Here is a 15,317-nt window from a genome sequence, read left to right on the forward strand (position 1 = left end):
ATTGTCTGTTTCGCCAACTCCAGAAAAATGGCCGGTCGCTGTATTGCCGGCAAGGAATGGCAGAACGGAGAGCCAGGGGAATGGATGCGTCTCATGAGGCCCTAGAATCTCGTCTTCTTGCCCTTTGCAAACTTCCAGAGGGGGACTTGTTTAGAAGTCGGGAAGAGTTTATAGCCGAAGCCTATCTCATTCAAGGCAGGCGTGTCGCCTATCGAGATGAGAAAATGTCAAAAAATGATGAGCGGAGCGCGAGGCCATGAAGATATTTACGATAGGGTTTACGAAGAAAAGTGCAGAGCAATTTTTTAATCGCTTAAAACAGCCTGGTCTGGCTCGAGTTGTTGATACTCGACTTAATAACACCTCGCAACTGGCGGGATTCACGAAAAAGAGGGATCTAGAGTTTTTTCTTCACGAGATCTGCAAGCTTGGATATGTTCATTTGCCGGAACTTGCACCAACTCAAGAGATTCTCGATGCTTACAAAGCCAGTGGTGAATGGTCTAACTACGAGAGACAGTTTTTGTCGCTGATGGCCGAGCGTCGCATTGAAGATCAAGTGGATAAAAGTATTCTCGATGGAGGATGTCTGCTTTGTAGTGAAGCTACACCTGAGCACTGTCATCGTAGGCTGGTTGCTGAATATTTGCGCAGAAAATGGGGTGATGTTGAAATCGTGCATCTATGATAACTAAGAGCTGGCACTACGGATTTTTCCGATTTATGCAGCTACTCCGAGTTGCAGCAGGATTCCGGCAACACGGAGCGAAAGGGATCCCTGACTGCCCAACCGATTTGGAAACTCTCTCACCGACAGCAAGCTCAATACAGGGATCCCCGCTTGGGCAGATCCAACACATTGACATCTTTGGGGTTGACCTTGAGCAGATGATGGGCGAGCAGGAAGCCTGTGATCGTCTGGGTTTGGCTGCCCCATGCGTACCTCGGTTGGGTCATGGAAGTATTCCGCCTACTTTTGTTCGGGAATGACCTTGGTTTGAATGTTGCACCCGTTGCTGATGACATCGCCGTACTGTTGCCCCCGCAACACTGGGCCAGTGTTTGCCGCCGTTGCTTTTGGATCCCAAGTTCCTGCTGTCAGCTAGCGTGTATGGTAGATGAAAGCTTGTTTTTGGGTCTTTCCCCGTCCCCATGCCCAGGGCTAGCACCTCTCGCCATCAGACCGACCCCCGCTTCAGCTCTGCTATCGCTCCACGACGCTTTCCCGAACAGGCCAAAGGGTTAAAGCCCCACCAACAAAAGCAACTGCAACGGCTTTACCAACTGCGCCTACCCCCCAACCGCCTGGTGACGGTGGAGTTTGCCCAACGGCTGGGATCCCTGACCCAAGAGTTGGAAGGCCGGCCCATCAGCGTTTACCTCAACCGGCGCGGCCAGGTGATCCGCGTAGGGGTGGGATCCCCTTTTGAAACCCAGATTCCCGCTTGGGAATTGCCCCGCCAGGGGGCCGAGCGCCTATCCGGGATCCGCTGCATCACCACCCAAATGGGGGAGGGGGGCCCCGGTCAAAAAGCGCTGACGGCCATGGCTTTGCAGCGTTTGGATGCCCTCATCACCCTTTCCGTGTCCAAGTCAGGAGGGCACCGACGCCGGGGAGGAGCGGCTACGGGCTTTGTTCACCGGGCCTATCTGGCCCATCTGCTGCCGGAGGGAGAGCGCCGTTGGCAGGTTTCTGAGCCTTTGCCTTTGGGGATCCTGGCAGAACAGGATCTGCAGGAGCTGGTAGCGGAGCTAGAAGATGGCTTTCGGCGCCAGTTGACCGCCCGCCAGGTGGATCTGGATCAGGATCGGGCCATCCTGGTGGGGCTGCAGGAGTCCGGGCAGAGCTACGAGGATCTCATGGATGGGTTGGCGGAGCTGAGCCGCCTGGTGGAGAGTGCCGGCGGTCAGGTGCTGCAAGCCCTCTGGCAACGGCGGGAGGGACCCAACTCGGCCACGGTAATCGGATCCGGTAAGGTGCAAGAGCTGGCTCTGCTGGTCCAGGATCTGGGCGCTAACTTGGTGGTGTTCGACCGGGAACTCACCCCCAGCCAGGTGCGCACCTTGGAAGAGGCGGTGGGGGTGCGGGTGGTGGATCGCAGCGAGGTGATCCTGGATATTTTTGCCCAGCGGGCCAGAACCCGAGCCGGGAAGCTGCAGGTGGAGCTGGCGCAACTGCAGTATTTGCTGCCTCGCCTGGCCGGTCGCGGTCGCACCATGTCGCGGCTGGGGGGTGGGATCGGTACTCGGGGCCCGGGGGAAACCCAACTGGAAATGGAGCGGCGGGCCATCCAGCGGCGCATCAGCAAGCTGCGGCAAGAGGTGGAAGAGCTGCGCCGCCACCGCCAGCGGCTGCGCCAACGGCGCGAGGCATCCCAAATTCCCGTGGTGGCCCTGGTGGGCTACACCAACGCCGGCAAGTCCAGCCTTCTCAACGCCCTCACCCATGCTGAGGTGTACGCCGCCGACCAGCTCTTTGCCACCTTGGATCCCACTACCCGGCGGCTGGATCTGCCCAACCGGCAGGCGGTCCTGCTGACCGACACGGTGGGATTTCTAACCGAATTGCCAGACCAACTGGTGGATGCCTTTCAAGCCACCCTGGAAGAGGTGACGGAAGCCGATGCCCTACTACATGTGGTGGATCTCTCCCACCCCAACTGGGAGGGGCAAATCGAGGCGGTGGAAACATTGCTGGACAAGCTGCCCTTGGCCACTGGTCCCCGCCAGCTGGTGTTCAACAAAATCGACCGCCTCGACCCCGAATGGGTGGAAGACGTCCGCCTGCTCTACCCCAAAGCCCTGTTTGTTTCCGCCGCCACCGGCCAAAACCTGGATCAGTTGCGCCACACCCTGGCCCAGTTTGCTACAGCCCTAAGTCCTAACCCCTCCTAAGTCCTAACCCCTTCGATTGGCAGGAACCCAAGGATCCCTAAAAGCATTCCATAAGGATTTCCAAACCTGCATAGCTCATCTTCATCCGCCGTCAACATAAACATTCAGTTACATTGAGATCAGGATTGTGACCCGACTTAAAGTTAGGGAGAGAACATGGCCACCACTGCAGTTGCACCTCAAGTCGCACCTCGCCTGGCCCAGCCCCATCTGACGCTGCAAACTCTGCCCATCGGGGCCGACACCCTTGCCATTCGCTCCCAAGATTGGGATCGGGATCGATTTGACATCGAATTTGCTCTGGAAAATGGCACCACCTACAACTCCTTCTTGATTCGCGGCGAGAAGGTGGCCCTCATCGACACCTCCCACGAGAAGTTTCGCCGGTTGTACCTGGATTGCCTGCAAGGGATCCTAGATCCTGCCCAGATCGACTACCTGGTGGTCAGCCACACCGAGCCAGATCACAGCGGCCTGGTTGGGGATCTGCTGGAGCTGGCGCCCCAGATGACGGTGGTGGCCTCCAAGGTGGCGGTGCAATTTCTGGAAGATCTGGTGCATCGGCCCTTCCAGCGGCTGGTGGTGAAACAGGGAGATCGCTTGGATCTGGGCAAGGGGCATGTCCTGGAATTTATCTCTGCCCCCAACTTGCACTGGCCCGACACCATCCTCACCTACGACCACGGCACCCAGATCCTTTACACCTGCGACGTGTTTGGGATGCACTACTGCGACGATTTCGCCTGGGACGAACATCCCCACCTGTTGCAGGCCGACTTCAAGCTCTACTACGACTGCCTCATGGGGCCCAACGCCCGCTCGGTGTTGTCCGCCCTGAAGCGCATGGAAGCCTTGCCTCCCATCGCTGCCATTGCTACCGGCCACGGCCCCCTACTGCGCCATCACCTGTCCGACTGGGTGGGGCAATATCGCACCTGGAGCCTGGAGCAGGCCAAAGCCGAGCGCCTGGTGGCAGTGTTCTACCTGTCCGGCTATGGCCAGGCGGAAACCTTGGCTCAAGCCATTGCCCGCGGGATCCAAAAAACCGGCATCCAGGTGGAGCTGGCAGATTTGCGGCTGGTGGATGCCCACGAGGTGCGGGAGCTGATGAGCTTGGCCGCCGGTGTGGTGATAGGCATGCCGCCCCAATCGGGGCCAGAGGCGGCCACTACCCAGGTGCTGCTGAAAACCCTGCTGGCCTCTGCCCACAGCAAGCAGGGCTTTGGCCTGTTCGAGTCAGGGGGGGAAGACGACGAGTCGGTGTACCTCTGCCGCAACACACTGCAAGAAATCGGCGCCAAAGAGGTGTTTGCCCCCATTCTGCTTAAGCAGCCTGCCGGCGAGGCCCTGCTGCAACTGGCCGAAGAAGCAGGTACCGACCTGGGGCAGTGGCTGACCCGGGATCGCAGCATTCAGCAGATGAAAGCCTTGGATGCCGACTTGGATCGCGCCCTGGGCCGCATCAGCAATGGCCTCTACATTATCACAGCCCGCAAAGGGCAAGCCACCAGCGCCATGCTTGCCTCCTGGGTGGCCCAAGCCAGCACCGATCCGCCGGGGATCAGCATTGCGGTGGCCAAGGATCGGGCCATCGAATCCTTCCTGCAGGTGGGAGATACCTTCGTGTTAAATGTGCTGCAAGAAGGCCATTACCAACCCTTGATGCGCCACTTCCTGAAGCGATTTCCACCGGGAGCCGACCGCTTTGCCGGGATCAAGACCTACCCTGCTGCCAACGGATCCCCCATCTTGGCCGATGCTTTGGCCTACCTGGAGTGCCGCGTGGTGAGCCGCCTGGAAACCAGCGATCACTGGGTGGTGTACAGCACCTTGGAAGCCGGTCGGGTCTCCAGCCCAGAGGGCCTTACTGCCATCCACCACCGCAAGGTGGGGAATCATTACTGATTGAGGCGTGAGCAGTGAGAAGGGAGAAGTGAGAGATGATCCCTCACCTCCAGCCCTTCTCCCTGGGGAAGCTGGGATCCCTGTAGCGAACAGACTCACAAATTCAATAGGACTGCCGATAGACCAAGCCATCGGGATGTAGGAAAAAAGGGCTGTCTTCTCCCAGGCGGATCCCGATCTGCTCCAGCTGTTCCCCTTGGCGGGTCGCAGGCCCTAAGGGCAGCCCCTCTGTTCCCTGTTGAATCCTTTGGGATCCCTGCTGGGCTGGCCGATAAGGGACGCTGTTCAAACCTGAAGAGAGGGGATCCGAGGGGGCATACCTCTGTCGCCAGCGCTGGTAGGGGCTGACCGGTTCGGGAAAATGTTGCGTAGCGATAACCTCTGCCTTGTCGAGTGCAGTAGCAGTGTGGAGCACTTTCTGGGCTGTCGAGAGAGTAGAGGCAAGTGTTGACGATTCTGACAACTGCAACTGTGAAGAGGGCGAAAGGACGACCACCGGGCATGGCTCAGCTTGTGCCCAAGCCCCCGGCGCAAAAACCCAGGCAAGCCAGCAAAAGAAGATGGCACACCGCATGGGAAGATCCCTCCATAGGCCCAACCCAGTCGTCTCTCAGGCCATTTTTCAAGGGCAGGACTGAGAGCACAGCTCCCATCTTGCCGATGCCGACTTGAAGGCCGGGTGCTCGGGATCCCCCCAGTTGAGTGATCTCGATCAGATCAGCAGACCTACTCTAGAAATGGGGTCTAAAGCCCTGCTCTACCGCTGCGCAGTTTGCCTTGGCTTAGCCAGCCAGTAGAGCAAGGAGCATGTCAAGAAACGGCGGATTTGCCAGGATAGTCTGCGCTGCTGACCCGTACATAGGCGTGCCAAGCCAAGTCCAGCAGGCCATCCAACACCGCTGCAGCCACTGCCGGGCCTCCTTTGCGTCCCTCAGTGCGGATGTGGGGCACCATGGAATCGGCTAGCTCCTGCTTGGCTTGCACCACGTTCACAAACCCAGCCGGCGTGGCGATGACCAGAGCAGGGGCCACCTCCTTCTTTCTAATCAGCTGCACCAAGGTGGAGAGGGCAGTCTGGGATTGGCCAATCACAAAGATCGCCTCAGGGTAGCGTTGGGCCAGGGTTTCCAAGCCCCAAGCGGAGCGGGTCTTGTCCCTTTGGGGACGGGTAATCGCTTCGCTGCCGCAGTAGATGGGGTTGGAAAAGGTGTTCTGAACAGCCCAGGCAATGCCCACCTGTACCATCGGCTCATCGACCACAATGGTGGTACGCGCTGCCAAGGCCGCCGCCCCAGCCTGTAAGGCTTCGTTACCAAAACGGATGAGGTTCAAGTACTCAAAGTCGGCAGTAGCATAAATAACCCGACGAACCACCTCATACTCAGCAGGAGAAAGCTCGTGCTTGCCCACCTCCTGGTCGATGATCATCAAACTCTCTGCATCGGTTACGTGCCACTCCATCGATCCCAGACCCCGCCCGCCGTTTATCCTCAGTAATGACAGGATTGTACCTGCAGAGGCTCCAATGGGTGGGAAAAACCATCGCTCAACCTGGGGGCCAGCCCATCCCCCGACCGCCCAGAACGTGAATGTGGAGATGAAAGACGGTTTGCCCGCCGTCTTCTCCTTCGTTGATCACCAATCGGTAGCCTTTATTTAAACCTGCCTCGGCAGCCACCCGCTGAGCGGTCAGCAGGAGATGTCCCAGCAATGCCTCATGTTCGGGCTTGGCCTGGGAAATGCCGGGGATGGGCTCTTTGGGCACCACCAAAATGTGGACAGGGGCTTGGGGGGCAATATCTTTGAAGGCCAGGGCTCTATCGTCTTCGTAAACGATTTGTGCAGGGATCTCCCTGCGAATAATCTTGCCGAAAACTGTGTCGCTCATGGGTGCTCACAAATTAGTTCTGCCCTTAGCCTACCTGCTAACCGCACATTCTCCCACCCAGGTGGCGAGAGTGGCGCTCGGCACCTACTGCTTCAGCAGCCATTCAAATTCCTGCCGCAGTGATTGAATATGCCCCACTCGCGAGACCAACAGCGCATCTCGCCCGGCATCGCGAAAACGAGAGCGCCACAAACTCACCAAATCGGGGTTGCTGCACCAAAAGCGGATAACAGCGTCGACCAACTGATCCAAGTCCCAGCCGCGCCGGGCCGGCACTTCCTCCACGGATCCCAGCAACGCATCGAGGGTGCAGGAGCTGGTACCCAGGTATTCCACCCCACAGGGCCGCTGGGCCAGCTTCTGTTGCTGATGAAAGAACTGCAGAGCAGGGGCGATGCCGATGATCTCGAAGGTGTAAACCATGTTGCTCCGCAACGCTGACGCGACTGGGCTCAGTCCTACAGAGTTTTTTGCGAAAGATCCTAAAAAGGGGGCTAGCAGTCTCAAAACCAAATCAAGGTTGGGATCCCTTCCCAACTATCCTCGATCTGATCCTGGATGTTAGGTATTGATTATACTCAACTTGGGCAAAATGCCAAGGCAAAGGACAGGCAGATCCCTGCGTGGCGAAATACTTTTGCGCCACAGAGGAAAGCTTTGCCTGATGGGCACTCCCTCGTTCAGCTCTGTGTAAATAATCTGTGCAGAAATCTGTGCAGATAAGAGGTAAAGCTGCTAGCAAACACAAGTGAGGACTGCTAGCATCCAATGGGATCTTTTGCTAATTGGCTTTAGCTACACAACTACAGCCCACTAAGGGACCACGGGATACGGTTGTATGGTCATTCTAGGCTAATTGAGACACTCCCCAAGCGTTCCGCGCCGCTGCCGCGACCACCCCCAGCCCCTCTCCCAGAGGGAGTCATCCCTCACCCCCAACCCCTCTCCCAAAGGGAGAGGGGAGTTAGGAAGCAATACAACAGAATCTTTCAGTCCTGTTTAAAATGACTATAAACCTGCTTGTTTTAAACCTCGTTGGGGTCAAGCCTCGTAAACACGATTTTTGTATCCCCCAGTTTGTGAACAGGCTGTATTGTCACCTGCCTTTTCTGCAGACATTGAAGCAGACATTGAAGATTGTGACTTGAGGCAAGCAAAAGCACAGGCATCAAAAAACTGGCGTGGCCGCATTCTCCGACCGCGCCACCAGCTCAAGCCCTCTCCTCTACCCAAGTCGGTATTGCGTCTTGGGCCTTTTCTTGAGTGGGGGGGAGTTGAAACTGGATGCGCGGCTGCCCTACCCCATACGTGAGGGTGTAGCTCCACTGCAGGCAGCGCAGCCACAGGCGGGGGTAACGCGCTTCTAGCCAGGGCTGCAGGCGACGCAGCAGATTTGGAAGCCAGCCCCTGAACAAAGCAGAGGTCAAGGCCAGGCCGGTATAGCTGAGGTAGGTGGGTAGCCACTGGGCAAAGCCTTTGGCCCCTACGGCCTCCCAGATCCACAGCAGCAGCCGTGGGTTTTGCAGGGCAGCTTTGATGGCCATGCGGTTAAAGGCCAGCCAGCCAGCCCGGTCTTTGATGAAATCGTCCACCACCTCCGGCGGCTCGGTGGCGAGAATGCCGAAAAAGCTGTTGAGAGTGGCATTGATGCGCTCGGGGGGCAGCACCTTGCCGGTGGGCACCATCATCCCCCGCGAGAAGAGCCAGGTGACGGCGGAGTTGCCCTGGTAGGCCCGGATCTGGGCTAAGTCTGCAGCCCTGAGCAGGTCGTGGCGCAGCGCCGTATCCAGCAGATCGCACAGGCGGGGGCAGTTGCGCACCAGGGATCCAAAGCCGGTAAAGCTAAGGGGCGATTGCATAGCCGCCGCATCCCCAATGAGCAGCACCCGGTCAAAGGGTTCCGAGGACTCCGCCCCGCTGCCGCGAACAGGGTGCCGGGGCTGGCCAAATCGTCCGGGGATATAGCCGAAGGTCGCTTTTTTCCACTGCAAGCGCTCTGGGTCGCAGCGGCGGTATTCCGGCAGAATAGTGAAAAAATCTTCGTACAGTTCCAGCAGGGATCCGGGGTTTTCCGGATGCACCTGGTGGTAGTGGAACAGATAAAAGGTAAGATCTTCGCCTGGGCCGGGGAACAGCTCCCAAATGAGTTGCCGACCGCGGCTGATGTCCCCGTGGCTGGCCAGAATGTCCCCAAACTGGGGATCCCATACCCCTGGCTCAAACCCCCCCGCAATGGTAGCCCCCACCGTGGGGCAGACGCTATCAAAAGCCCGATGGCGGTAAAGCTGCTGGGCAATGGGAGAGACTGTTCCCATAGCATCCACCACAAGGCGGGATCCCAGCCGAAACTCCTCGCCGGTGGGCAAATCCTTCAAAACCAGCGTGACGCCTTGTTCGCCAACATAGGCCTGCTGAAACTCGGTGCGCTCGTAGATAGCTCCCCCGCAGGAAGTGAGGATTTGGCCACAGAGCTGCAATAGCTTTTCCGCGTCAATGGCCAGATTGAGTACCGTCGGCGTGTGCAAAACGGGAGCGCGAACCGGGCTATTGCCGTCAAAAAACTTGTTGAACCCATCTGTATATTCCCGCAGGATCAAGCTCTCCATCTGCTCGGCGCTCAGAAGGCCCAAATCTACCAGGGTTTGCAGCTCCCGCCGGGAGATGTTCCACTCGCGGTTCATGCGGCCAAAAGGAAGCCGCTCCACCAAGGCCACGCGGTAGCCCAAGCGAGCCATGGCCGCTCCATAGAGGGCTCCCAGCGCTCCTCCCACGATGGCCAGATCCCACTCCACTGGGGCCGGCTCAGGGCCAGGCTGGCGAAACAAGACCGGCTGAGCAGGGCGGTGGGCTGCGTGGCAATGTTGCACTTCTTCCCGCCAGCGCTTTTCCCACCAGTACACCCGCTGTAGGTCAAATTCTCCATTGGGGATCCGGCGAAAATACTTCACCGTTTGCGGGTAGAAAGGCTCAAGCTGATCGAAGATGGATCCCCGGTTCAGGTCGATCTGGGGCAACTGCGGGTAGCGGTGGGGAAATTGGCTTTGGATGGCCTGTTCCAGCTCTCTCAGCCAGCGAGCTTGGCGGGGGAAGGGCTGTTCCGACCACTGGAACACCTTGAGATAGGTGGTGTTCAGCCCCGACCACAAGAAGAGGGCCAGCTCAGCGCCGGATCCCTGTAGGCGCAGGCCCGTGGGGGTAAGAACCTTCTGGCTGCCTTGGGGCAGGGGGATACACTCCTGTAGCCAGCGCAGCACTTGAGCACTATCGGGGCAAGGGATCTCGCGGTAGTAAAGGGAAGTAAGCACGGCGCCGAGATAAGAAACCGAGCAAATCTTTACCCATTGTGACATGAGGGGATCCCTTCCCCTTGCCGATCCCGGGGATCACCCTCTACCCAGTTGTTCCCCGAGCTGCAGATCTGCAGGGGTGTTGCAATTGGTGAGCATCCTCTCAAGAGACTCCGTCCCGCTGTCGGGAACGGTCAGGGGCAGGATGGCTGTTGGCACCTGGGACAACCAGCCCTGAAAGGATCTTCCCCCCACCTGCAAGAAACTCTCCAGAGAACCTAGCTGCGCCAGGCGATAGAAGCCACACAGGGGTTCCCAGCCCCGCTGACTTTTGGGCAGGGCGGCCACCGTCTGAGGGGGCAGGGCGGCAAGGCGCCGTCGCCAATCCCCAAGAACCTGCTCCTGCAAGCAGGGCAGATCGCAGGCCAGCAGCAGGATCCACTCCGGGGGAACGGCCAGGGTTTGCAGCCGCCGGATCCCCTCTTGAAAGGCCAGCAGCGGGCCTCGGTGTTGCTCTGCAACGCTGTCGCGGCTGTGAACGTTTTCCCGCCAGAGGTGCCAACCGGGATCCACCACCGGCGCATAGCGCTCCGGCCAGGGGGTGAGGATGTAAACCGCGTCGGCGCAGGCTGCTGCCACCTGAGCCACCCGTCGCAGCAGGGGGATCCCATCCCAAAGCACCAAGGCTTTGTCGGATCCCATGCGGCGGCTGTTGCCCCCGGCCAAGATCAGAGCCACGACCGCAGGCGGGGAATCTTCAGGCATTTTGGACATCCAGTTTTCCACAACGAGCAGCAGGTATTTGTGGAGGAATAGGATAGGGATCCCATCCTCTCCTCACTCTAGCCGCTATGTCTGAGCCCTCTGGTTGTCTGGTTTGGAACCACTCTACCCATATCTCAGGGTTGATCCCTGTTTTGGAACGCCTGACCCGGCAGGCGGGCATTAAAACCGTGACGCCGGGCGCTCTGTCCTGCAGCCGTGGGCGGATCCCCCAGTTGCAGTTGCGGGTTTCGGTGCCGATCCGGGGCGGGTACAAGCTGGTGGCCCGCAAGGGAAGCAGCGTGCAAGAGGTGTTTGTGGTAACGGATCTCAGCCAAACCGAGCTAGAGGCGGCTATTCTCCGCTGTTTGTAGTCAACTGTTTGTAGTCAACCGAGCCTCGTTATTGCTCCGCAACGCTGTCCCGACCCAGAACTTCGTCCTGCTGGGGCAAATGGCACATCAGTTGAGGATGAGTTAGCTATGTCTCGTGCTAGTCTCAAGCCCGCCCGTATCAGCGCTGTTTTACCCGGATCCCTGGCAGCAGAAGTGGGCATCCAACCTGGAGAGGCCCTGGTCAGCATCAACGGCGAACGCCCCCGCGATCTCATCGACTACCGCTTCCTGATCGCTGAGGAGTGTGTAAGCCTGGAGATCTTGAATAGCCAAGGGATCCCGCGCACAGTTGAGCTGGAGAAGGGAATCGACGAGGATCTGGGGCTAGAGTTTGAGACAGCCCTGTTCGATGGCCTGATCCAGTGCGCCAACGCTTGCCCCTTTTGCTTCATCGACCAACAACCTCCGGAAATGCGGGCAACGCTGCACCTCAAGGACGACGACTACCGCCTCAGCTTTCTCTACGGCAGCTACCTCACCCTCACCAACTTGCCTGCTGCCGAATGGGAGCGCATCGCTCGCCTGCGCCTTTCTCCCCTCTACGTGTCAGTGCATGCTACCGACCCGGAGCTGCGCAGCCGCTTGCTCAAAAACCCGCGGGCTGGCCTGATTTTGGAGCAGTTGGCCTGGTTTCGCCAGCATCGCTTGCAACTGCACGCACAGGTGGTGGTTTGCCCAGGCTGGAACGATGGGGATCACCTCACCCGCACACTCCTCGATTTGGCCGCCTTTCGCCGGCCCGTAGACGGGATCCCCACCGTCCTCTCGGCAGCAGTGGTGCCTGTGGGGTTGACGCGCTTTCGCCCCCCTGGTGATGAGCTGGTTCCTGTCGATGCGGCCAAGGCCCGAGAAGTGATCCAGCAGGTGGAAACTTTGCAGGTCGGGTTTCGGCAAACATTGGGATCCACCTTTGCCTGGCTGGCCGATGAGTGGTATCTGCTGGCCGGGCGGGAACTGCCACCGGCAGAGCACTATGAAGATTACCCGCAGCTGGGGAATGGCGTGGGATCCCTGCGGCTTTTCCTCAGCCAGTTCGAGCAGCTCAAACTGCCGCCTGAGCTCCCTTCTCCCCTCAAGGTTCTGTGGGTGGTGGGCAATGCCGTAGAGCAAGCCTTCCAGCCTGTGGTGGAGCAGATGAACCGCATCCGCGGGCTGCAGTTGGATCTTTTGCCTATTGCCAGCCAATTTTGGGGACAAACCCTGACGGTAACCGGGCTGCTGACGGGGCAGGATATCTTGGATGCCCTGAAGTCTGTGGAAAACTTGGCGGACTATGATGGGCTGCTGCTACCTCAGATCGCCCTCAAGGATGGGGAGCGCTTTTTGGACGATCTGACCTGGCAGGATCTGCAGGCCCAGGTGGGGATCCCGGTGGTGCGGGTGGACGGCGGGCCGGCAGGCTTGGTGCAGGCGGTGCAACAGCTAGAACAGGGCTATGCCTACGGCACCCTGTGTTGTTCCGCAACGCTCGGGCGAAGGGAAACTGCACCGCTGACGCGACCAAGAACAGCTTTGAGCCGAGGATCCTGAGGCGATGCAGAGGTTGCGGCGAGGATTGTTTCTGCTGCTGGGGGTGGGGCTGGGGATCCTGGCCATCACGGGCTTGGCGGCTTTCTACGTAGATCTGGCTTGGTTTGCCGAGCTGCATGCTCTGCCGGTGCTGTGGACGCGGGTGATTGCCCGCTGGGGGCTGGGCCTGGGCGCTTTCCTCTTTGCCCTGGCGGTGACGGGATCCAACATCTGCTCCTGCTGGCGGGGGGCAACCTTGACCGGGGCCTGGGCGATTGCCACAGGTTTGAGTGTTTTCTTTGCTTGGTCTCTTTCCAATCACTGGTTCACGCTGTTGCTCTGGCTGAACCAGGGGCCCGTCGGGGAGTCGGATCCCATTTTCAACCGCGATCTCAGTTTTTTTCTCTTCAGCCTGCCTTTCTGGGAGACGGTGCAGCATTGGTGCTTCAACCTGGTGCTGCTCACCTTGGTTACCGTTGTCCTCATCTACTTGGTGGAGCTGGGGCTTTCCGAGCAACGGCTGACCTTGGCCCTTTCTCTCTATGCCCAGCGGCACTTGCTGATCCTGGGGGGATCCCTGTTTCTCATTCGGGCTTGGGGCCATTGGCTGGATCGCTACGAGCTGCTCTATTCCACCCGCGGCGTTGTGTTTGGGGCCGGTTTTGCCGATGTGCATGCAACTCTGCCGGCCACGACCTTGATGAGCGGGGTGGCAGGCCTGACGGCGGTGGGATTCTGGGCTTTGGCCCGCCAGGGGATCCGCCTCAACCTTCCTTTCCTCAAGTCCTGGTGCCCTTCCTGGGCCAGCTCTCTCCTGGCGCCGGCCATCCTCTGGGGGGCCTACCTGGGGTTTGGGCTGCTAACCACCCAACTTTATCCCCAACTGGTGCAAACTTTCTTGGTGGCCCCCAACGAGCTGGAGCTGGAGCGCCCCTACATCGAGGACAACATCCGTTTTACCCGTGCTGGCTTTGGCCTGGCCGATGTCGAAGTCCAACCCTTCCCGGAAGGGGGATCCCTCACCTGGGAGATCCTGCAGCAGAATCAATCCACCCTAAGCAACGTGCGCCTCTGGGATGCGGATCCCCTATTGGCCACCTACCGCCAACTGCAAGAAATCCGCCCCTACTACCAATTTCCCTATGTGAATGTGGATCGCTACCGCATTGGGGGAGAATTGCGCCAAGTCATGCATGCCGCCCGCGAGCTGGACTTTGCCCAGGTACCCCCCGCCGCCCAAACCTGGGTTAACCGGCGGTTTTTCTACACCCACGGCTATGGCCTCACCCTCAGCCCGGTGAATGTGGTGACCCCTGAAGGCCTGCCGGATTTTTTCCTATCGGATATTCCGCCGCGGGTTTCTCCTCGCTACCCTGAGGTGGCCTCCGTCTTGCGGGTGGAGCAGCCGGCCCTCTACTATGGCGAGCTGACCACCACCGATGTTTTCGTGGGCGCTGAGGCGCGGGAATTGGACTACCCTGCAGCAGAGCGCTATGTGTACAGCAGCTACCGGGGCAGCGGTGGCGTGCCCATTCCCCACCTCTGGCAGCGGTTTCTCTACGCCTGGCATTTTGGCGATCTGCGCATCCTTCTCAGCCGCGAGCTGTCTTCTGCCACCCGCTTTCTCTATCGCCGCCAAATCCGCGAGCGCATCCGTCGGGTGATGCCCTTTTTGCTCTACGACCGGGATCCCTACCTGGTCATTCAAGGCGGCAAGCTCTACTGGTTTTTCGATGCCTATACCACCAGCAGCCGCTACCCCTACTCGGAGCACCTGCCCGGCTTTCCCTTCAACTACATCCGCAACTCGGTCAAGGCGGTGATGGACGCCTACAACGGCAGCATCGATTGGTACATTGCCGACCCTCGGGATCCCCTCATCCAAGCCTACGCCCGCATCTACCCCACCCTCTTCAAGCCTCTGGAGGCAATGCCGGAGCCGCTGCGGCAACACATCCGCTATCCCCAAGACCTCTTCCGCCTGCAAGCGCAGCAGTTTGCCACCTACCACATGACGGATCCCCGCCTCTTCTACAACCGCGAGGATCAATGGCAGATCCCCGGCCAGTTCCGCAATCGACGGCGCATTCCCATGCAGCCGCAGTATCTCATTCTCACCTTGCCGAGGGATCCCCAAGGGGTTGCAAACCACACTCCTGAGTTCGTCCTCCTCTCCCCCTATGCCCCTGTTAACAAGCAGAACATGGTGGCTTGGATAGCGGCCCGCTGCGACGGGGAAAACTACGGCAAGCTCCTGGTGTACGAGTTTTCCAAGCAACGGCTCATCTATGGCCCGGAACAGGTGGAAGCACGGGTCAATCAGGATCCCTTAATCTCCGAGCAAATTTCCCTCTGGAACCAGCATGGGTCGCGGGTGAACCTGGGCACGCTGCTGGTCATTCCTATCGAGACTTCTTTGCTCTATGTTCAGCCCCTTTACATCGAAGCAGAACAGGGCCGCTTGCCTCAGCTCACCCGGGTGATCGCCGCCTACGAAGACCGGGTGGTGATGGAACCGACTCTCGGCCAGGCCTTAGAAGCCCTCTTTCTGCCGAGGGGCAGCCGATAGAGAAAGGGATCCCCTCCTCATTTTTGAGGCAGGTAGTTGACGAAACTTAACGGATGTTTTAAGTTTAGGTTGTCAATCTTCGCGCTTCCTTAGGGAAGTTTGTCCTC

14 protein-coding genes are annotated in these 15,317 nt (G+C 59.0%); 7 read left to right on the forward strand and 7 right to left on the reverse strand.

The window, feature by feature from the left end; translation table 11 throughout:
- Nucleotides 1-27 precede the first annotated feature (27 nt).
- Complete coding sequence (locus NW834_RS10650) at nt 28-105, forward strand: hypothetical protein (RefSeq protein ID WP_414413147.1); 78 nt, start codon at nt 28-30, stop codon at nt 103-105.
- 151 nt (nt 106-256) lie between these two features.
- Complete coding sequence (locus NW834_RS10655; RefSeq protein ID WP_414413146.1) at nt 257-688, forward strand: DUF488 family protein; 432 nt, start codon at nt 257-259, stop codon at nt 686-688.
- Between the two features lie 134 nt (nt 689-822).
- On the opposite strand, the gene NW834_RS10660 is transcribed toward NW834_RS10655, so the two are convergent.
- Nucleotides 823-957, reverse strand: a complete 135-nt coding sequence (locus NW834_RS10660) for a hypothetical protein (protein ID WP_414342083.1) — start codon at nt 955-957, stop codon at nt 823-825.
- A 195-nt stretch (nt 958-1,152) separates the two neighbouring features.
- Between NW834_RS10660 and hflX the strand changes: the two genes are divergently transcribed.
- Nucleotides 1,153-2,895 carry a GTPase HflX gene (gene hflX / locus NW834_RS10665; RefSeq protein WP_414419375.1) on the forward strand — a complete coding sequence of 581 codons (1,743 nt, stop codon included), beginning with the start codon at nt 1,153-1,155 and terminating at the stop codon, nt 2,893-2,895.
- 156 nt (nt 2,896-3,051) lie between these two features.
- On the forward strand, nt 3,052-4,800 hold the full coding sequence (locus NW834_RS10670; protein WP_414419376.1) for a diflavin flavoprotein: 1,749 nt from the start codon (nt 3,052-3,054) through the stop codon (nt 4,798-4,800).
- 103 nt (nt 4,801-4,903) lie between these two features.
- On the opposite strand, the gene NW834_RS10675 is transcribed toward NW834_RS10670, so the two are convergent.
- The 6 genes from NW834_RS10675 to NW834_RS10700 form a co-directional block, all read right to left on the reverse strand.
- Nucleotides 4,904-5,374, reverse strand: a complete 471-nt coding sequence (locus NW834_RS10675; RefSeq protein ID WP_414419377.1) for a hypothetical protein — start codon at nt 5,372-5,374, stop codon at nt 4,904-4,906.
- A gap of 236 nt (nt 5,375-5,610) precedes the next feature.
- On the reverse strand, nt 5,611-6,261 hold the full coding sequence (locus tag NW834_RS10680) for a precorrin-8X methylmutase (protein ID WP_414342089.1): 651 nt from the start codon (nt 6,259-6,261) through the stop codon (nt 5,611-5,613).
- Nucleotides 6,262-6,346: 85 nt separating this feature from the next.
- Nucleotides 6,347-6,688: a histidine triad nucleotide-binding protein gene (locus tag NW834_RS10685; RefSeq protein ID WP_011432043.1), complete on the reverse strand. Its 342-nt coding sequence runs from the start codon at nt 6,686-6,688 to the stop codon at nt 6,347-6,349.
- Between the two features lie 84 nt (nt 6,689-6,772).
- Complete coding sequence (locus tag NW834_RS10690) at nt 6,773-7,111, reverse strand: hypothetical protein (protein ID WP_414329426.1); 339 nt, start codon at nt 7,109-7,111, stop codon at nt 6,773-6,775.
- Nucleotides 7,112-7,899: 788 nt separating this feature from the next.
- On the reverse strand, nt 7,900-10,038 hold the full coding sequence (locus NW834_RS10695; protein WP_414419378.1) for an FAD-dependent oxidoreductase: 2,139 nt from the start codon (nt 10,036-10,038) through the stop codon (nt 7,900-7,902).
- 33 nt (nt 10,039-10,071) lie between these two features.
- Nucleotides 10,072-10,749, reverse strand: a complete 678-nt coding sequence (locus NW834_RS10700) for a molybdenum cofactor guanylyltransferase (protein WP_414419379.1) — start codon at nt 10,747-10,749, stop codon at nt 10,072-10,074.
- Nucleotides 10,750-10,826: 77 nt separating this feature from the next.
- Between NW834_RS10700 and NW834_RS10705 the strand changes: the two genes are divergently transcribed.
- The 3 genes from NW834_RS10705 to NW834_RS10715 all read left to right on the forward strand — a co-directional run bounded on the left by NW834_RS10705 (nt 10,827) and on the right by NW834_RS10715 (nt 15,210).
- Entirely contained in the window at nt 10,827-11,111 is a 285-nt protein-coding gene (locus NW834_RS10705; RefSeq protein ID WP_414419380.1) for a DUF2103 domain-containing protein, read from the forward strand.
- Nucleotides 11,112-11,219: 108 nt separating this feature from the next.
- On the forward strand, nt 11,220-12,662 hold the full coding sequence (locus tag NW834_RS10710) for a TIGR03279 family radical SAM protein (RefSeq protein WP_414419381.1): 1,443 nt from the start codon (nt 11,220-11,222) through the stop codon (nt 12,660-12,662).
- 4 nt (nt 12,663-12,666) lie between these two features.
- Nucleotides 12,667-15,210 carry a UPF0182 family protein gene (locus tag NW834_RS10715; protein WP_414419382.1) on the forward strand — a complete coding sequence of 848 codons (2,544 nt, stop codon included), beginning with the start codon at nt 12,667-12,669 and terminating at the stop codon, nt 15,208-15,210.
- Nucleotides 15,211-15,317 lie beyond the last annotated feature (107 nt).

Source organism: Synechococcus sp. R60.1 (assembly GCF_047461835.1).
Lineage (GTDB): Bacteria > Cyanobacteriota > Cyanobacteriia > Thermostichales > Thermostichaceae > Thermostichus.

Excerpts from the sequence above, each read along its gene's own strand:
- NW834_RS10710 (WP_414419381.1), top strand. The coding sequence starts at position 11,220 with ATGTCTCGTGCTAGTCTCAAGCCCGCCCGTATCAGCGCTGTTTTACCC.
- NW834_RS10695 (WP_414419378.1), bottom strand. The coding sequence starts at position 10,038 with ATGTCACAATGGGTAAAGATTTGCTCGGTTTCTTATCTCGGCGCCGTG.
- NW834_RS10655 (WP_414413146.1), top strand. The coding sequence starts at position 257 with ATGAAGATATTTACGATAGGGTTTACGAAGAAAAGTGCAGAGCAATTT.
- NW834_RS10675 (WP_414419377.1), bottom strand. The coding sequence starts at position 5,374 with ATGCGGTGTGCCATCTTCTTTTGCTGGCTTGCCTGGGTTTTTGCGCCG.
- NW834_RS10670 (WP_414419376.1), top strand. The coding sequence starts at position 3,052 with ATGGCCACCACTGCAGTTGCACCTCAAGTCGCACCTCGCCTGGCCCAG.
- NW834_RS10705 (WP_414419380.1), top strand. The coding sequence starts at position 10,827 with ATGTCTGAGCCCTCTGGTTGTCTGGTTTGGAACCACTCTACCCATATC.
- NW834_RS10685 (WP_011432043.1), bottom strand. The coding sequence starts at position 6,688 with ATGAGCGACACAGTTTTCGGCAAGATTATTCGCAGGGAGATCCCTGCA.
- NW834_RS10680 (WP_414342089.1), bottom strand. The coding sequence starts at position 6,261 with ATGGAGTGGCACGTAACCGATGCAGAGAGTTTGATGATCATCGACCAG.
- NW834_RS10660 (WP_414342083.1), bottom strand. The coding sequence starts at position 957 with ATGACCCAACCGAGGTACGCATGGGGCAGCCAAACCCAGACGATCACA.
- hflX (WP_414419375.1), top strand. The coding sequence starts at position 1,153 with ATGCCCAGGGCTAGCACCTCTCGCCATCAGACCGACCCCCGCTTCAGC.
- NW834_RS10650 (WP_414413147.1), top strand. The coding sequence starts at position 28 with ATGGCCGGTCGCTGTATTGCCGGCAAGGAATGGCAGAACGGAGAGCCA.
- NW834_RS10700 (WP_414419379.1), bottom strand. The coding sequence starts at position 10,749 with ATGTCCAAAATGCCTGAAGATTCCCCGCCTGCGGTCGTGGCTCTGATC.
- NW834_RS10690 (WP_414329426.1), bottom strand. The coding sequence starts at position 7,111 with ATGGTTTACACCTTCGAGATCATCGGCATCGCCCCTGCTCTGCAGTTC.
- NW834_RS10715 (WP_414419382.1), top strand. The coding sequence starts at position 12,667 with ATGCAGAGGTTGCGGCGAGGATTGTTTCTGCTGCTGGGGGTGGGGCTG.